Consider the following 16,032-nt stretch of genomic DNA (forward strand, 5'->3'; position numbering starts at 1 on the left):
TAAAATGGCGCTCTATCCGGCGAGACGGCTAATCAGCAGGGTCCCTACCGAAATGATAGCTGCCCAAATCAACGCCATCTTCACTGTCTGGTTGATCGACAAGCCATGACTGCGAAAACCGCGCGTGACCAGAAACAAGCTGGCAAGCACCGATATGATTGCAACGATCTGCGCGGTCGTCGTCACAGAACAATCTCCAGACCGTCAAAGCCCACCGCAACGTGCGACGGCACCTCGCCCGACAAGGTCGCATAATCCATTGATTTGTCGAGATGGGTCAAAACGGCCTGTCGCGCGCGGGTGGCCTCAACCAGTTCGAGTGCCAGGCCCAGACATGCATGAGTCGGATGCGGCTCGCGGCGCAGGCAATCGACAACCAACAGGTCCACTTCGGTGAAAAGATCGACCATCTCACGCGTAATCGCGCTGAAGTCTGTCGCATAACCGATTGTTTTTCCGTCACAATCAAATCGCAAGGCGGTAGTCTGCGCCGGTCCGTGCGGCATCTGGCAATGGCGGATCCCGAACCCAGCACAAATTCGCAGCCGGTCCAGCGTGTCGAGCTCGACAATCGTATGGTAGCCGTATTGACCGGCAAAGACGTAATCAAACCGCTGGCGCAGCCGGCGCACCGTCTCGCCGATCGCATAGCCTGGGATGGGCCCGCCACGACCGTAGCGTAGGGGGCGCAGGTCATCTATGCCATGGACATGATCGGCGTGGTCATGGGTCCAGAACACCGCATCGATCCGGTCTATGCCGTTGGTGAGAAATTGGGCCCGCAGGTCGGTTGAGGTATCGACCAGAATGCGCTGCCCGGCCGCGCTTTCAACGATGATAGAAGCTCTGGTGCGGCGATTTTTCGGCTCGTTGGGGTCGCACAGGCCCCAGTCATTGCCAATCCGCGGCACCCCGGTCGAGGTGCCGGAGCCTAGCATCAGCAGCTTCATAGCGCAGCCTTGTTGAACAGGCGGCGGAAGTTTGCCGTTGTCGTCTCAGCCAATGTCTCTGTGGTTATACCCCGCAGGTCTGCCACAAAGCGTGCCGTGTCGGCCACGAAGGCCGGCTCGCAGACTTTGCCGCGGTTGGGCACCGGCGCAAGGAACGGGGCATCGGTTTCAACCAGCAAACGATCCTCCGGAACCGCTGCAGCGATAGCCTGCAAGTCCCGGGCATTTTTGAATGTCACGATACCCGACAGCGAAATGGTCAGCCCCAGATCGAGTACGATCCGGGCGAAGTCCGCCGAAGCCGTGAAACAGTGGATCAGCGCCGGAAAGGCCCCCCGCTCCATCTCTTCCTGCAAGATGGCGGCCGTATCGTCTTCGGCATCGCGGGTATGGATGATGATCGGCAGGCCTGTGGCGCGGCTGACGGCGATATGCCGCCGAAACAGGGCCTGCTGGGTCGCACGGTCGGAATGGTCGTAATAGTAATCGAGGCCCGTCTCGCCGATTGCAATTACGCGCGAGTGTTCCGCCGCCTCGAGCAAGGCCGCTTCCCCCAGATCAGCATGGCCATCGGCCTCATGCGGGTGGATACCGACACTGGCCCAGACGTCCGCCTCGCGCTCAGCCGTGGCGATGACCTGTGCCCATTCGCGCTGGCGAGTCGAGATCGAGAGGAAGCCCCCCACTCCGGCCTGCCGCGCGCGCGCCAGCACACCTGCCTGATCCTCAACGAGACCCTTGTATTCAAGGTGACAGTGCGAATCGATCAACATCAGTCGGCGGCCTCGTCGGCCGGCAGTTCCAGGCGCGGGAACAGACCGACCGGCTGATCGAGCCGGAAGCCGCTTTCCGCCAACGGCGAATACCAATGTGACTGGATCCCGGAATAGCTTCGCAAGTCTGCCGCAATGCCCATCGCATCGAGCAATTTGCCGGCGCTGCCCGGGATGATCGGCAGGATCGCCGTGCCAAGCTGCGCGATGGCGATATACAGTGTCGCCAGCACGGTTTGCATCCGGGCGGGATCGGTCTTCTTGAGCGCCCAAGGAGCCTGGCTGTCGATATAGGCGTTGCAGGCAAAGACGGCCGACATCCAGGCTTCGATCCCCTGGTTCAACGCCAACGCAGCGAATGCTTCTGGCATCTCGCGACCAACGACACGCTGGACCAGCTCGAACAGTGCATTATCTTCTTCTGTATGCCCTGATATTTCAGGGAGATAGCCATCGCAGTTCTTGAACACTTGCGACAGCACCCGTTGGGCCAGGTTGCCGAAACTGTTGGCCAATTCGGCGTTGCAGCGCGTGACAATAGCCTCAGCAGAATAGGAGCCGTCCTGGCCGAAGCTGACCTCGCGCAGCAGGAAATAGCGCAGCTGATCGACGCCAAAGCGCTCCGCTAGTTCCAACGGATCGACCACGTTGCCGAGCGACTTCGACATCTTCTCGCCGCGATGCAGCAGGAAGCCGTGTCCGAACACCGCCTTTGGCGCTGGGAGGCCCGCACTCTTAAGGAAGGCTGGCCAGTAGACCGTGTGGAACCGGACGATGTCCTTGCCGATCAGATGCAGATTGGCCGGCCAGAACCGGGCGAATTCGCCATCGCGAGCGGGGAAACCGATCCCGGTCAGGTAGGTCGTCAAGGCATCGACCCAAACGTACATCACGTGTCCCGGGCTACCTGGCACCGGGACGCCCCAGTCAAAGCTGGTGCGCGACACGGACAGATCGCGCAGTTCGTTGCCCTTCAGGAAGGCCAGCACTTCGTTGCGGCGGCTTTCGGGCTCCAGAAAGCCGGGGCTTTCATTAAGCTCGATCAGATAATCGCGATATTTCGACAGGCGGAAGAACCAGCTCTCCTCAACCGTCCACTCCACCGGTGTGCCCTGCGGTGAAAGACGTTGCCCCCCTTCCCCGTCCGTTAGCTCGCTTTCGTCATAGAAGGCCTCGTCACGGACGGAATACCAGCCTTCGTAGCGGTCCAGGTAGAGATCGCCAGCGGCTTCCATCGCCTGCCAGATCGCGATCGAGGCCGCCTTGTGCTGCTCTTCCGTAGTCCGCCGGAAAGCATCATAGCTAATGTTAAGAGTGGCGCACATTTCACGGAAATAATTCGACATTTCCGTTGCAAATTCAAGTGTGTCGCGGCCCAGCTTGCGCGCCGTCTGATCCATTTTCAAGCCGTGTTCGTCTGTCCCCGTGACTAGGCGGACGTCGCGGCCCATCGCGCGTTGAAAGCGCGCAATGGCATCGGCTGCAATCGCTTCATAGGCGTGGCCGATATGCGGTCGGCCGTTCGGATAGGCAATCGCGGTGGTAATATAGAATGGTTCGGCCATGGCCGTTTGCAATCTTTCTGGCTGAGTTACGCGGCCTCTCTAGGCATCGCGGCGGAGGCCAGCAACCCGCCAATTTCCATGGCAGCGAGGCCGGGATCGAAGTTGTAGGTCGGCAATTGCCCGGCCAGACGGACCAGCTCGGCATGCGCCGTAATGATCCGCGCCTGGCGGGGACGAGGCGCATTGGCCAGATCGGCGGCAACTACGGCGCGGGCAAGTTCGACGACTGCCTGCATCCGGTCTCGATCCGGGCGCGCACCGATCTCGCCCGCAAGGATGCCCCGCAGGGCAAAATCGTCGTCGCCGCGCGCCAGGATCGCCTGCATTGCCTTAAGGATCGCACCCAGATCCTGATCAAGAAACTCCAAGGCTACGCCAGGCGCACCCTGGGCGGCCGCAACGGCGGCTTCGCGGGCCGCGGGATCGGCCTCGGGCGCGGCATCTCGCAAGACAGCCTCGACATCTGCGTCACCCAGCGGAGCAAAGCGCAGCATCCGGCAGCGCGAACGGATCGTCGGAAGCAAGCGCCCTGGGCGGTGCGCCACCAGGAGGAAGAAGGTCCCGACAGGTGGCTCTTCGAGGCTTTTCAGCAGAGCATTGACCGCACCCTTTTCAAGGTCGTCGGCCGGATCGATGATCACAGCGCGACGGCTGCCAAGCGTTGGCCGCGTGGTCAGCCGGTGTTGCACAGTCCGGATCTCGTCGATCGGGATCGAGCGTTTGCGGCGGACATCCTCTTGTCCGTCAGCACGCTTCTTCTCTTCATCCTTGTTCTCGGGCGGATGCTCCGGGATCAGGATATCGGGGTGGCGATCAGCAGACGGCTGCGGCAAGCCCGGTTCTGCTACCAGTTCGGCCGCCGCAGCGCGGGCGAACAGTCCCTTGCCCAGCCCGCGCGGCCCGGCAAGAATCCAGGCGTGATGCATCCGCTCAGAACCCAGCGCCGCGCGCCATTCCGCCCAGGCGGCATCGTGGCCGCGCAGCCTCATGGCAGAACCGGCCCAAGCGCCGCCATCACGGCTGCGTGAACCACTTCAGCGCTTCCGTTGCCATCGATCCGGGCGAACCTGCCTGGCTCCGCCTCGGCGAACCGGCGGAAGGCAGCGGCGACCGCGGCATGATAGCTGGCATCGCGCCCGCCGATCCGGTCTGCCTGATCGCCATCACGCGCGGCGAGCCGCTGTGTCACAATTTCCGGCGCAACCTCGATCAGCAAGGTCAGGTCCGGCAGCAATCCTCCGCTACCGATTTGGTGGAGCTCCAGCACCTCGGCGTCAGAGAGGCCGCCGCCGCCGCCCTGATAGGCCCGGCTTGAATCGACAAAGCGATCGCAGATGACCCAGTCACCGCGCGCAAGTGCCGGTACGATCAGGCGTTCGACATGATCGGAGCGCGCGGCAGCAAACAGCAAGGCTTCGGCGCGGGGATGCCACCCCTCCCCTTCGGTACCGAGCAGCAGGCCGCGGATTGCCTCAGCACCGGCAGTGCCGCCCGGCTCGCGGGTGATGACGCAGGTCTCACCGCGAGAACGCAGGGCATCAGCCAGCAACCGCGCTTGCGTGCTTTTTCCGGCCCCTTCGCCGCCCTCAAGAGCAATAAACTTCCCACGTATCATGGCAGCAGCCCTAGCAGGCCATTGACCATCCTGTCGAACGGTCCTGCCCGCGTTACCCGCTGTCCCGTTGCCAGCGGAATGTCGTGCGGCGGCAGACCGGGCACCGTTACCTCAAGCCCGGCAACCACCTGCCCGGCTTCGATCGGGGCTCCCAGCGGGCCGCGATAGACAATCCGGGTGGTAACCCTGGCCGTGCTGCCGTGCGGCACCGTCAAACGCCAGTCGCGCAATGGCACCAGGTCAACGGCCGGGGCAGATCCATCTTGAACCAATGCCCGGCCCACGACCTGCCCTTTCCGAACGAGCTGGCGGCTATCCCAGGCGGTAAAGCCCCATTCGGCCAGACCCTGCGCCGCAGCCGCCCGCGTAGCCTCGCTCGGCGCGCCGCCGATCACCAGTACGAGCCGGCGTCCATCGCGCACCGCCGCGCCGAGGAAGTTGTAGCCAACTTCGCTGGTGTGGCCAGTCTTGATCCCGTCCGCGCCCTTGAACCGGCCAGCCAGGGGATTGCGACTGGCCAGCTGCGTGCCGCGCCAGGTCATCACCGGGTGGCCGAAGTATCGCCGGTAAAGCTCCGGGTGGTCCTCGATCAGCGCGCGGGCGAGGCGTACCATGTCACGCGCGGTCACCTGCGTCTTGCCGCCATCGGGCCAACCGCTGGGGCTGGCGAATGTGCTGTCGGTCATGCTGAGCGAGCTGGCCCGCGCATTCATCAAGGCTAACCACTTGCCCCGGCTGCCAGCAGCGTGGTGTGCCAGCACTTCTGTCGCGTCATTGGCAGACGCCGTGATCATGCCTTCAATCAAACGCTTGACCGGCAGCCTTTCGCCAGCCCGCAGGGAAAGCGTCGTCCCTTTGCCCGCCCATTGCGCAGCCAGGCCTGGATCGACCACAACGATGGCCTCTTCATCAAGCTTGCCGATCTTGATCAGATCAAACGCCACCAGCGCGCTCATCGCCTTGGTCATTGAGGCAGGTCGAAAGCGGCGCTCGGCTTGATGGGCATAAAGCGTCTGGCCAGCCGAAAGATCGACCAGAAGAGCAATTGGTGCCGATCTTACGCTGGCAGGTATGGGCGGGCCTGCAGGATCACCGGCACGCGCAGGCAAAGCCAGCACGCCAGCAGCGATTGCAAACAAAACCAGTGGGTTAGCCAATCTTTCCTCGGCGCATCTGCCGCGCCACAGAACAGGTCAGTCGGCGCGCTGAATCCTGGCGTCGGTATAGCCTGCAGCCCTGGCCTTCGCCAGCGCCGCATCGGCGGCGGCCGTTGTGGCAAGGTTGGCTATCCTAACGCGCCACAGCGCGCCAGCTGCCGTAACTTCACCGCCAACGGCCTTCGCGATCGCCTCGGCGCGCGGCCGGGAGGAAAAGGCACCGACCTGCACCAGCCACGCACCCTTATCCGGAGCCTTGGCGGCCGAGGCCGGCTTCAAGGCCGGCTTGGTTTCGGGCCTGGCCATTGCTGGCACAGGCTTGGTGACCGGCGCCGATCCGGCGGGGATGGCCTGCGAAACGGGACCGCCAACTGGAACGGGCGGCACCTTGTCTGGCATCACCATCGGGCTTGGGCGCGAGACCTGGACGCCTGGTCCCTGTTGCTCAAGCCGGCGCATCAGCACCGCCCGCAGTGACGGCGGCGTATCCATCCGGGCTGGTGCCGTGCGGCCGGCGCGCAATTCTGCGCGTTCGGGCTCGGGCGGATTGACCCGGCGCACGCGCACCGGAGCCTTGGCCTGCCCGGCGATCCCAAGCTGCGCCGCCGCACCCGGCGAGAGCTCGGTCAGCAGATTGCCGGTCATCGGGCCGCGCCGTTCCAGCCGAACCAGGATCGTCCGTCCGGTTTCAAGCGCGGTGATCTCGACATAACTAGGCAGCGGCAAGGTCCGATGGCTGGCAGTAATGGCATCACCACCTTCGCTCGAAGCAGCAGCGTGGCCTACGACGTCGTAATTGAGCGTATCTGCGGGCGTGTAGGTCACGCCATCGACAACAAAGGGTTGGCCAAGGACCATCGGATAGTCCGATTGGGGGCCGTTTGCTGGCAGGGGCGCCGGACGATCCTTCGCGAAGCCAGGTGCGCCCGCGGCCAGCAACAGGATCAGCGCCGCATGCGGCAGGTTTCGGCTAACGGGCAATCTCATCTGCAAGCAACCCCACGGACAGCGCGTAGTAGTTCGAGCAGTTGTAATGCAGGATAACCCGATAATTACCGGTTAAAAGGAAGGCGCCGTTACCCACTCCGTCCGGTTCGAACAGCGTTGCCATGGTCGCATCAGCAATGCCGCCCAGTGGAACGACGCCAAGTGCGCGCCATTCAGCAACCGTCTTCCATTGTGAATGCCGGGCATGGACGCGCGGGCAGGCCGGCGATTGCAGCTGCGTACCTAACTGGCTGCGATCAAGACTGGCCGGCGCCGAAGCCCGAACACCCCAGGGCTCACCCGCTCGCCACCCGGCATCGCGAAAATAGTTCGCAATCGAAGCGAAGGTATCGGCGCGGTCATTCCAGATATCGGCATCGCCATCGCCGTCACCATCGCGTGCAACCCGCAAGAACACCGAGGGCAGAAACTGCGGATTGCCAAAGGCCCCGGCCCAGGACCCCAGCATTCGCGACCGGGGCACGCCGCGATCGATCATCTTCATCAACGCGATCAGCTCGCCCTCGAACAGCTCCCGGCGGCGCCCTTCATAGGCAAGTGTGGCCAGTGATCGGGCCAGATCGAAGTCACCCTTGATCCGGCCGTAGAAGGTTTCCTTGCCCCAGATCGCAACGATCATCTTGGCCGGGACGCCGTACTGCGCCTCCATCTGCCGGACCAGATCAAGGTTTTCGGCCAGGGCATTGCGACCACCGTTGATCCGGGCCGCTCCGATATGCCGCTCGTAATAATCAGAGAATGGCGGCGGCGTGCCCGGGTTCGAGCCCGGTTGAGCCCGATCAAGCGAAACGACGCGCGGATTGTAGGTTAGTCCGCCAAGCACGCTGTCGACCGCTTGCTGACTGACACCCTGCCCCCGCGCCTTGGCCGCAACAAGTTGAAGATAAGACTGAAAGCCAGGGTCAGGGGCAGGCGAAGCCGGCACAGCTTGAACCACAGGAATTGCAACGTCTGGCTCTGGCCCGACCTGCGACGCTGACGGCATCGAGAACGCCGCGGCTGCCACACCCAGCGGAAAAGCAATCCAGATTCGGCGCAGCAAGCTCATCGGCCCAACTTTGGCACAGCGCAGACGATTCTGAAAATCCATCGGGCGTGACAATCCCGCGCTTTGCCGCTAGCGGGCGTTGCCAAGGACAGGTGGCCGAGTGGTTTAAGGCAGCGGTCTTGAAAACCGCCGTGGGTGCAAGCTCACCGTGGGTTCGAATCCCACCCTGTCCGCCATTCCTCGCGCGCTTTGGCAGCTAGGCGACGACCAGGCCCTCAAGCCGTGCCTTTAGCTGCATACCAAGCAGACGGCTGTAGAACCGTACCTGGGCCAGGTTACCGCCCATGAACCAGAGCCCCTGCTGCGCTGTCGGCTTCCACATATTGCGCAGTTCGCCTTCCCAAGGCCCTGGATCCCCGCGGTAGCCAGAGCCGTAACCCCAGCAGCGGCCGATCCGCTCCGCCACGTCCGGCCCGATAAGCCGCGAGACCCATTCCTCCATCGCGCCGAAGCCGGTTGCGTAGATGATCATGTCTGCCGCGATGTGCTCGCCATCAGCCAGTTCGATTCCGTCCGGAACAATTCTTGCGACATCATGACCAGAACGGAGCGCGATACGGCCATCGACGATCATCTCGCAGGCGCCAACATCGATGTAGTAGCCTGAGCCCGAACGAAGGTACTTGCCGGCAATGCCCGCTCCGTCCTCGGCGAAATCCAGCTTGAAGCCGGCGGCTTCGAGTCGGTTGTAGAACGGGGCCTCCGCCTCTCGAATCCGAGCCCAGGCCTGACGGCTGCCGATTTCCTGCAAGCGGATGGGCACGGAAGCGCTGATCAGGTCAGCACGCTCGACCGTCATGCCAGCTTCAACAGCCTGTTCCGAATACAGCGGCTTAAGCATGACGTCGGTCATGGTCGACTGACGGATGATGTGCGTTGAGGATCGCTGGATCATCACCGGGAAGGCACCATGCTCGACCAGGTCTGCGCAGATGTCGTGAGCGCTGTTATTGGCACCAATCACGACAACCCGTTTGCCCGCCAGTCCTTCCCCCCCGCGGTGCGCGCTGGAGTGGTACTGTGCGCCGCGAAAGCTCTCTGCGCCGGGAATTTCGGGAATACGGGCGAAGCCGGAATTGCCCAAGGCCATCACGACATGGCTGGGCTTCAGTTCCCGCTCCTCACCTTCCCGGACCACCGTGGCGGTCCAACCCGCGTCGGTCGGTCGGGCAGACTTCAGCTCCGTTCCGGTCCAGACGTCGAGTTCCATGGCCGCAGCATAGAGCTCCAGCCAGTCGCCCATTTTGTCTTTGGGGGTGTAGACCGGCCAGTGGTCCGGAAACTGCAGGTACGGCATATGATCGTACCAGACCGGATCATGCAGCGTCAGCGACATGTAGCGTGATCGCCATTGGTCGCCGACACGCGGATGCTTATCGATCAGCAGGTGCGGCACACCTAGCAGCCGCAAGGTTGCGCCAAGCGCCAAGCCAGCCTGGCCGGCACCCACGATCAGGACATAGGGTTCACGCGAGACGCCAATGGTATCGCGGTCGGCCTGGCGCAGATCCTGCCAGTTGCGTCCCTCCGCGTCCGCGATAAGCCCGCTCACTCGGCGTTGGCGCAGCGGGAGTTCGTGCCCTCTGATATCGCTAAGCATGGTGAACAGGCTGAGTGCCTTGCCATCGACTAGCCGTACATAACCCTGGCCCGGCCCAATCGCCGTCTCAAAGGCGATAAGGCCTTCGCTGGCGCCGGCAGCCGCTTCGGTGGTCCAGTTCGATGGAGCAGTAAGGGCAGCCCGGGATTTGGCGAACTCGGCGATCGCGTCCCGTCCTTCATGGGTTGCGAGCGTCCAGTCGAAGGCCAGGAAATCGCGCCACAGCCCCGTTTCGAGGAAAAGGTTCGCGATCAGGTCCGGCTGGTTGTCTGCCAGAGCCCGCTCAAAGCTGCCCAGCCATGCTGCTACGTCCGTCACACTGCCTCCTCTTCGCTCCGAGGCCTAGCCTGCCCGGAGCGTAGCCGGCACTGTCAAAACAGCCGTCCGCCGATTGGCACCGCCTTATCCGGTGCGAACAACACCACAGCGCCGCGCTCGTCCGGAAAGCCCAGGGTCAGCACCTCGGACATGAATTTGCCGATCTGGCGCGGGGGGAAGTTGACCACGGCGGCAACCAGGCGGCCCGGAAGATCTTCCAGCGCATAGTGTTCGGTGATCTGGGCCGAGGAGCGTTTGACGCCGATCGTCGGCCCGAAATCGATCGTCAGCTTGTAGGCCGGCTTGCGTGCTTCCGGAAAGGCTTCGGCCGTAACCACCCGGCCGACCCGTACATCGACCTTGAGGAAATCCTCGAAGGTGATCGGATCGGCCGCGGGATCGCCTGGCGAATGCGTGACGTGCATCGCGGCTTAAATGTGCAGCGCGCGCCCGTAAGCGGCGAGGACGCTTTCGTGCATCATCTCGCTGAGCGTCGGGTGAGGGAAGACTGTGGCCATCAATTCAGCTTCCGTCGTCTCGAGCGTCTTGCCAACGACATAGCCCTGGATCAGCTCGGTCACTTCCGCGCCGACCATATGGGCGCCCAGCAGTTCGCCAGTCTTGGCGTCAAATACGGTCTTGATGAAGCCTTCCGGCTCACCCAGCGCGATCGCCTTGCCGTTGCCAATGAAGGGGAAGGTCCCGGCCTTGACCTCGTGCCCGGCCTCCTTGGCCTTGGCCTCAGTCAGGCCGACCGAGGCGACCTGCGGGTGACAATAGGTGCAGCCAGGGATGTTGCGACGGTCCATCGCGTGGGGGTGGACATCCTTGTTGCCCAGTTCCTTGGCGATGCTTTCCGCCGCGATCACACCTTCATGGCTGGCCTTGTGGGCGAGCCACGGGCCGGGCGTAACGTCGCCGATCGCCCAAAGGCCCTTCACATTGGTGCGGCCGTGATCGTCGATCGCGATAATCCCGCGCTCGGCCTTCACGCCCAGCGCTTCCAGGCCGATGTTCTCGGTGTTGGGAACGATGCCGACCGCGACAATCACGTGGCTGAAATCACTGGTAACGACCTTGCCGTCCTTGCCCTTGATCGCGGCCTGCACGCCTGAGGCGGTAACGTCGAGCTTCTCGACCCCGGCGCCAGTCATGATCGTCATGCCCTGCTTGACCAGCGCCTTCTCGAGGAAGGCCGAAACATCGGCATCCTCAACCGGCACGATCCGGTCCATCATTTCGACAACGGTAACTTCGCTGCCCATATCATTGTAGAAGCTGGCGAACTCGATCCCGATCGCGCCGGAACCGATCACCAGCAACTTGCTCGGCAGTTCCTGCGGAACCATCGCGTGGCGATAGGTCCAGACGCGCTTGCCGTCAGCCGGCGCGAAAGGCAGGTCGCGGGCCCGTGCGCCGGTGGCGACGATGATGTGCTTGGCGGTGAGGGTCTCGGTGCCCTTGTCACCGGTAACTTCCAGCTTGCCTGCCCCCTTCAGGACCCCGGTGCCCATGTGCACGGTGATCTTGTTCTTCTTCATCAGGTGGGTGACGCCCTGGTTGAGCTGCTTGGCCACACCGCGGCTGCGCTTCACCACTGCATCCAGGTCGGCGCGGATATTGTCGGCCGCCAGGCCATAGGCAGCGGCGTGCTTCATGTTGTGCAGCACCTCGGCCGAACGCAGCAGCGCCTTGGTGGGAATACAGCCCCAGTTGAGGCAGATCCCGCCCAGGTTCTCGCGCTCGACGATGGCGGTCTTCAGGCCAAGCTGCGCGCAGCGGATCGCCGCGACATAGCCGCCCGGTCCCGAACCAAGGACAATGACGTCGTACTGTTCAGACATCGAACTCTCCGAAATTTGTCTTGGTCTGGCTTATGCAAGCAGCCCGAGGGGCTGTTCCACTAGCTGTTTGAAGGCCTGCATCAGTGCGGCGCCATCGGCTCCGTCGATTGCGCGGTGATCGAAGCTGCCCGTGGCTGACATGACCGTGGCGACCGAGAGCGCGCCATCGACCACATAGGGTCGCTGTTCGCCCGCACCGACGGCCAGGATCATTGCCTGTGGTGGGTTGATCACGGCGTCGAACTGCTTGATCCCGAACATGCCCAGGTTGGAGAGGCTGGCCGTGCCGCCCTGGTATTCATGCGGCTGCAGCTTGCCCTCGCGGGCCTTGCCGGCGAGCGCCGTCATTTCCTTGGAGATCTGGGAGACCGACTTGGCGCCCGCATCGACGATGATCGGCGTGATCAGGCCCGAAGGCGCGGCGACGGCGACCGAGATGTCCGAGCGCGAGTACTTGCGCAGTTCATCCCCCGCGAAGCTGACGTTGCACTTGGGCACGATCTCTAGCGCCTTGGCGAGGGCCTTGATCATCAGGTCATTGACCGAGAGCTTCACGCTCTGCGGCTCAAGCGCCTTGTTCAGCTCGCCGCGCAGCTTGAGCAGGGCATCAAGCCGGACATCGACGGTGAGATAGATGTGCGGAATGGTCTGCTTAGCCTCGGTAAGGCGGCGAGCGATGGTCTTGCGGACATTGTTGAGCTTTTCGGCTTCATAAGGGATGCCGAAGTCCGGAACGGCAGCAAGTGCAGCCGGAGCAGCAGCGGGCGCGGCAACGGGTGCTGGCGAGGACGGCGCAACGGCGCCACCAGCGGCCGCCTCGATGTCAGCCTTGACGATCCGACCGTTGGGGCCAGTGCCGGTCACCTTGGAGAGGTCAACGCCCAGTTCAGCCGCAAGCCGTTTCGCGAGGGGCGAGGCAACAACGCGGTCCTCGGCGCTAGCCTTTGGCGTGGCAGCGACTGGGGCCGGTGCCGGGGCAGCAACCGGGGCGGGTGCTGGAGCAGCCTCTGCTTTGGGAGCCGGTGCGGCTGCCTTGGGCGCAGCCGGTGCTGCGTCCTCATCGTCGGTCGCGAGCGTGGCGATCACCGCGCCAACCTTCACGCCTTCGGAACCTTCCGGAACGGAAATGGCGACAATCGTGCCTTCGTCCACGGCTTCGAATTCCATCGTCGCCTTGTCGGTCTCGATCTCGGCCATGATGTCACCGGATGAAACCTTGTCGCCAACCTTCACCAGCCATTTGGCGAGGGTGCCCTCTTCCATCGTGGGCGAGAGGGCGGGCATCTTGATCTCGATCGGCATCGGTCGGGTAAGTCCTGCTGGGGAGTGATTTGCCGTTACGTCTCTGGCCAAAACTGCGCCCAAGGGCAAGGTTCTTGCGCGGAATACGATTGTAGCGGATATGATAGCCGCCAGAAGGGGCCGGCCGATGCGTGTCTATCTGGTGATCATGGATGAGACCGATGAGGCCGGTGTTGCCTTGCGCTTTGCCGCCCGGCGTGCGGCGCGCACGGGCGGGTCCATCCATCTGCTCGCCCTGATCCCGCGCCAGCCCTTCGTCGCCTTCGGCGGCATCCAGGCTACCATCGAGGAGGAAGCCCGCGTCCGGGCCGAGGCGCTGGTGACCAGCGCCGCCGGATCAGTGATGGGCGACAGTCCGCACCCGCCCACTATCTCTGTCCGCCAGGGCGAAGGCGTGGCGGTAATCCGCGAATACCTGGCCAAACACCCAGAGGTTTCCGCCTTGGTACTGGGTGCAGCGGCAAATGGCGGACCCGGTCCACTGGTAAATCACTTTGTCGGGATCGCCGGGCAACTGCCTTGCCCCGTCTATGTGATCCCCGGCAACATCAGCGACGCCGACCTCGAGCGGCTCGGCTAACCCTGCCCTATCGCTTTTTGCCGCGGCCCTGGTGCCGAATGTTGCCCGGCCGACCGCGCTGACCGACCAGGTGCTTCCCGCGCTTCTTTAGCGGCATCTGCACCGGTCGCCCGCGCGGCTCAATCGGCGCGCCTACGTGATCTTCCGGTTCAAACTTCAATGCGCCAGTCAGCGGATTGGCTTCAGCCAAGCGCAGGCGCAGGCGATCCCCCATGGCGAAGCGCGTATGGCCACTGTCGCCCACCAGCACCTTGGCGCGTTCGTCAAAGTGGAAGCGTTCGTCACCCAGCGTTGAAACGGGGACCAGGCCATCGCCGCCCAGGCTTATGATCGTGGCGAACAGGCCGAACTTCTGCACGCCGGTCACCCGGCATTCGAACACCTCGCCCACCCGCGCTGACAGCCAGGCGGCGACATAGCGATCGATCGTTTCTCGCTCAGCCTCCATCGCCCGGCGTTCGGCCGCGCTGATCGCATCGCTGATCCGTGAGAGGTCGTTGCGGTCGCGGTCGGACAGGCCCGAACGCGGCGGCAAATCACCCTTCGGTTCCGGCTGTTCCAGCCCAAAGCCATCGACCAGCGCCCGGTGGACCAGAAGGTCAGCATAGCGGCGGATTGGCGACGTAAAATGCGCGTAGGAGCCTAACGCCAGGCCGAAGTGCCCGGCATTGCGCGGGCCATAATAGGCCTGGGTCTGGCTGCGCAGCACGGCTTCCATGATTAGCGCCTTCTCAGCCTCGTCTGCCACATCCTTGAGCAGGCGATTGAACAGCCCGGGCGTGATCACCTGGCCCAACGCCAGCTTGCGCTCGAACGTGGCAAGATAGTCCTTCAGCGCGACCAGCTTTTCGCGGTTCGGCGGCTCGTGGATGCGGTACACGATCGGGGCGACCTTGCTTTCGAGCGCCTTGGCTGCAGCCACATTCGCCGCGATCATGAAATCCTCGACCACGCGGTGCGCATCGAGCCGTTCGCGCAGCGCGATTTCGGTGATCCGGCCAGCCTCGTCTAGCTTGACCCGGCGCTCGGGCAGGTCAAGGTCAAGCGGATCGCGGTCCGTCCGGGCACGTTCCAGCGCGCGCCAGGCATCCCACAGGTTGACCAGGTGCGGCGCAGCATCACCTTCGTCGATCCGGCGCTGGGCCTCTTCGTACTCAATGACCTCGTCAATCCGCACCAGCGCGCGGGTAAAGCGCCAGTCGGTGACTTTGCCATTGGCGGCAATGGTCAGATGGCAGGCCATGGCGGCACGATCTTCGCCCGCTCGCAGCGAGCAGACATCGGCGCTCAGCACTTCCGGCAGCATCGGCACGACTCGATCCGGGAAATAGACCGAGTTGCCGCGTTCCCGCGCTGAACGATCCAGCGCCCCGCCGGGACGGACATAGAAGCTGACATCGGCAATGGCGACGAGCGCGCGGTAGCCCCCTTCTCCGTCGGGCTCTGCCCAGATCGCATCGTCATGGTCGCGCGCGTCACTTGGATCGATCGCGACAATCGGCAGGTGCCGCAAGTCCTCGCGGCGATCCTGGCTTAGCGGCAATTTGGCAGCGCGCTGCGCTTCCTCGATCGCTTCAGGCGAGAATGCAAAAGGGATGCCGTGCTTGTGGATCGCAATCAGGCTGAAGGCCTTGGGTGCCAGTGGATCGCCGAGCACGTCGGTCACCTTGACGCCAGAGCGCGGGCTGCGTCCGGCTGGCTCGGCAAGGACAAGCTGACCCGCCTCGGCCCCGCCCAGGTCGGCGATCGGCTGCGAATGACGTTCCCGCTTGTCGACCGGCGCGAGCCAGCCCTTCCCCGTGCCGTCGATTTCCACCACGCCCATGATTTGCTCGGTCCGGGCCGGCAGTTTCTTCATCGGGTGGGCAATCCAGCCCGTGGCGGTTTCCTCGGTTCGGGCGAGCACCCGGTCACCAACACGCAAGGCGGGCTGCTTGCGCTGCTCGATCAGGCGCAGGCGCGGTGGCGGCACGGCTTCTTCCGGCTGCCAGGTATCGGGAACGGCCAGGGCCTCGCCGTCTTCCGTCCCGACCACGCGCAGCACGGTTACCTTGGGCACGCCGCCCATGCGGTGAAAGGCCGTGCGATTGCCGTCGATCAGGCCTTCCTCGGCCATATCCTTGAGCAGGGCCTTGAGCTGGATCTTCTCCTGGCCCTTGAGGCCAAAAGCGCGGGCAATCTCCCGTTTGCCGGCCGGGTCTTCGCTGTTCGCGATGAAATCCAGGATCTGCTGGCGGCTCGGTAGGCCGGGTTCAGGCTTGGTTCGTTTCAC

15 protein-coding genes and 1 tRNA gene are annotated in these 16,032 nt (G+C 63.6%); 2 read left to right on the forward strand and 14 right to left on the reverse strand.

What is annotated here, in order from left to right; translation table 11 throughout:
* Nucleotides 1-12: 12 nt before the first annotated feature.
* From FRF71_RS15485 to FRF71_RS13565, 9 genes are all read right to left on the reverse strand, one after another.
* Complete coding sequence (locus tag FRF71_RS15485; RefSeq protein WP_161597978.1) at nt 13-186, reverse strand: hypothetical protein; 174 nt, start codon at nt 184-186, stop codon at nt 13-15.
* Complete coding sequence (locus FRF71_RS13530) at nt 183-950, reverse strand: MBL fold metallo-hydrolase (RefSeq protein WP_147091149.1); 768 nt, start codon at nt 948-950, stop codon at nt 183-185. The genes FRF71_RS15485 and FRF71_RS13530 overlap by 4 nt, the downstream gene beginning before the upstream one ends.
* On the reverse strand, nt 947-1,723 hold the full coding sequence (locus FRF71_RS13535) for a TatD family hydrolase (protein ID WP_147091150.1): 777 nt from the start codon (nt 1,721-1,723) through the stop codon (nt 947-949). The genes FRF71_RS13530 and FRF71_RS13535 overlap by 4 nt, the downstream gene beginning before the upstream one ends.
* Nucleotides 1,723-3,288 carry a methionine--tRNA ligase gene (metG, locus tag FRF71_RS13540; protein WP_147091151.1) on the reverse strand — a complete coding sequence of 522 codons (1,566 nt, stop codon included), beginning with the start codon at nt 3,286-3,288 and terminating at the stop codon, nt 1,723-1,725. Before metG ends, FRF71_RS13535 begins: the two co-directional genes overlap by 1 nt.
* 26 nt (nt 3,289-3,314) lie before the next feature.
* Entirely contained in the window at nt 3,315-4,277 is a 963-nt protein-coding gene (locus FRF71_RS13545; protein WP_147091152.1) for a DNA polymerase III subunit delta', read from the reverse strand.
* Complete coding sequence (gene tmk, locus FRF71_RS13550) at nt 4,274-4,903, reverse strand: dTMP kinase (protein ID WP_147091153.1); 630 nt, start codon at nt 4,901-4,903, stop codon at nt 4,274-4,276. Before tmk ends, FRF71_RS13545 begins: the two co-directional genes overlap by 4 nt.
* Nucleotides 4,900-6,021 (reverse strand): D-alanyl-D-alanine carboxypeptidase family protein, encoded by a 1,122-nt coding sequence (locus tag FRF71_RS13555; protein WP_238339252.1) that lies wholly within the window; start codon nt 6,019-6,021, stop codon nt 4,900-4,902. Before FRF71_RS13555 ends, tmk begins: the two co-directional genes overlap by 4 nt.
* A 75-nt stretch (nt 6,022-6,096) precedes the next feature.
* Entirely contained in the window at nt 6,097-7,047 is a 951-nt protein-coding gene (locus tag FRF71_RS13560; protein WP_147091155.1) for a septal ring lytic transglycosylase RlpA family protein, read from the reverse strand.
* Entirely contained in the window at nt 7,031-8,053 is a 1,023-nt protein-coding gene (locus tag FRF71_RS13565) for a lytic murein transglycosylase (protein WP_147091668.1), read from the reverse strand. The genes FRF71_RS13560 and FRF71_RS13565 overlap by 17 nt, the downstream gene beginning before the upstream one ends.
* A 149-nt stretch (nt 8,054-8,202) precedes the next feature.
* Here FRF71_RS13565 and FRF71_RS13570 point away from each other — a divergent pair.
* Nucleotides 8,203-8,292, forward strand: a tRNA-Ser gene (locus tag FRF71_RS13570).
* A gap of 20 nt (nt 8,293-8,312) precedes the next feature.
* Here the strand turns inward: FRF71_RS13570 and FRF71_RS13575 are convergent.
* Genes FRF71_RS13575 through FRF71_RS13590 form a run of 4 tightly spaced genes read right to left on the reverse strand, consistent with a single transcriptional unit; the run spans nt 8,313 to nt 13,180 of the window.
* Nucleotides 8,313-10,034 carry a flavin-containing monooxygenase gene (locus FRF71_RS13575; protein WP_147091156.1) on the reverse strand — a complete coding sequence of 574 codons (1,722 nt, stop codon included), beginning with the start codon at nt 10,032-10,034 and terminating at the stop codon, nt 8,313-8,315.
* A gap of 53 nt (nt 10,035-10,087) precedes the next feature.
* A complete protein-coding gene (locus FRF71_RS13580; protein ID WP_147091157.1) occupies nt 10,088-10,459 on the reverse strand; it encodes a tRNA-binding protein in 372 nt (123 codons plus the stop codon).
* A 6-nt stretch (nt 10,460-10,465) separates the two neighbouring features.
* The gene (gene lpdA / locus FRF71_RS13585) at nt 10,466-11,878 is read right to left on the reverse strand and encodes a dihydrolipoyl dehydrogenase (RefSeq protein WP_147091158.1); all 1,413 of its coding nucleotides are present in this window, start codon (nt 11,876-11,878) and stop codon (nt 10,466-10,468) included.
* Nucleotides 11,879-11,908: 30 nt separating this feature from the next.
* Nucleotides 11,909-13,180 (reverse strand): pyruvate dehydrogenase complex dihydrolipoamide acetyltransferase, encoded by a 1,272-nt coding sequence (locus FRF71_RS13590; RefSeq protein WP_147091159.1) that lies wholly within the window; start codon nt 13,178-13,180, stop codon nt 11,909-11,911.
* A 127-nt stretch (nt 13,181-13,307) separates the two neighbouring features.
* Here FRF71_RS13590 and FRF71_RS13595 point away from each other — a divergent pair, with 127 nt between their 5' ends.
* Entirely contained in the window at nt 13,308-13,760 is a 453-nt protein-coding gene (locus FRF71_RS13595; RefSeq protein ID WP_147091160.1) for a universal stress protein, read from the forward strand.
* A gap of 7 nt (nt 13,761-13,767) precedes the next feature.
* Here FRF71_RS13595 and FRF71_RS13600 read toward each other — a convergent pair whose 3' ends face one another.
* Nucleotides 13,768-16,032, reverse strand: a complete 2,265-nt coding sequence (locus tag FRF71_RS13600; RefSeq protein WP_420359383.1) for a ribonuclease R family protein — start codon at nt 16,030-16,032, stop codon at nt 13,768-13,770.

Origin of the sequence: Novosphingobium ginsenosidimutans (genome assembly GCF_007954425.1) — a bacterium.
GTDB classification, from domain to species: domain Bacteria; phylum Pseudomonadota; class Alphaproteobacteria; order Sphingomonadales; family Sphingomonadaceae; genus Novosphingobium; species Novosphingobium ginsenosidimutans.

Coding starts and splice junctions, on each gene's coding strand:
- FRF71_RS13530 (WP_147091149.1), bottom strand. CDS start 950: ATGAAGCTGCTGATGCTAGGCTCCGGCACCTCGACCGGGGTGCCGCGG.
- FRF71_RS13535 (WP_147091150.1), bottom strand. CDS start 1,723: ATGTTGATCGATTCGCACTGTCACCTTGAATACAAGGGTCTCGTTGAG.
- metG (WP_147091151.1), bottom strand. CDS start 3,288: ATGGCCGAACCATTCTATATTACCACCGCGATTGCCTATCCGAACGGC.
- FRF71_RS13545 (WP_147091152.1), bottom strand. CDS start 4,277: ATGAGGCTGCGCGGCCACGATGCCGCCTGGGCGGAATGGCGCGCGGCG.
- tmk (WP_147091153.1), bottom strand. CDS start 4,903: ATGATACGTGGGAAGTTTATTGCTCTTGAGGGCGGCGAAGGGGCCGGA.
- FRF71_RS13560 (WP_147091155.1), bottom strand. CDS start 7,047: ATGAGATTGCCCGTTAGCCGAAACCTGCCGCATGCGGCGCTGATCCTG.
- FRF71_RS13565 (WP_147091668.1), bottom strand. CDS start 8,053: ATGCCGTCAGCGTCGCAGGTCGGGCCAGAGCCAGACGTTGCAATTCCT.
- FRF71_RS13580 (WP_147091157.1), bottom strand. CDS start 10,459: ATGCACGTCACGCATTCGCCAGGCGATCCCGCGGCCGATCCGATCACC.
- lpdA (WP_147091158.1), bottom strand. CDS start 11,878: ATGTCTGAACAGTACGACGTCATTGTCCTTGGTTCGGGACCGGGCGGC.
- FRF71_RS13590 (WP_147091159.1), bottom strand. CDS start 13,180: ATGCCGATCGAGATCAAGATGCCCGCCCTCTCGCCCACGATGGAAGAG.
- FRF71_RS13595 (WP_147091160.1), top strand. CDS start 13,308: ATGCGTGTCTATCTGGTGATCATGGATGAGACCGATGAGGCCGGTGTT.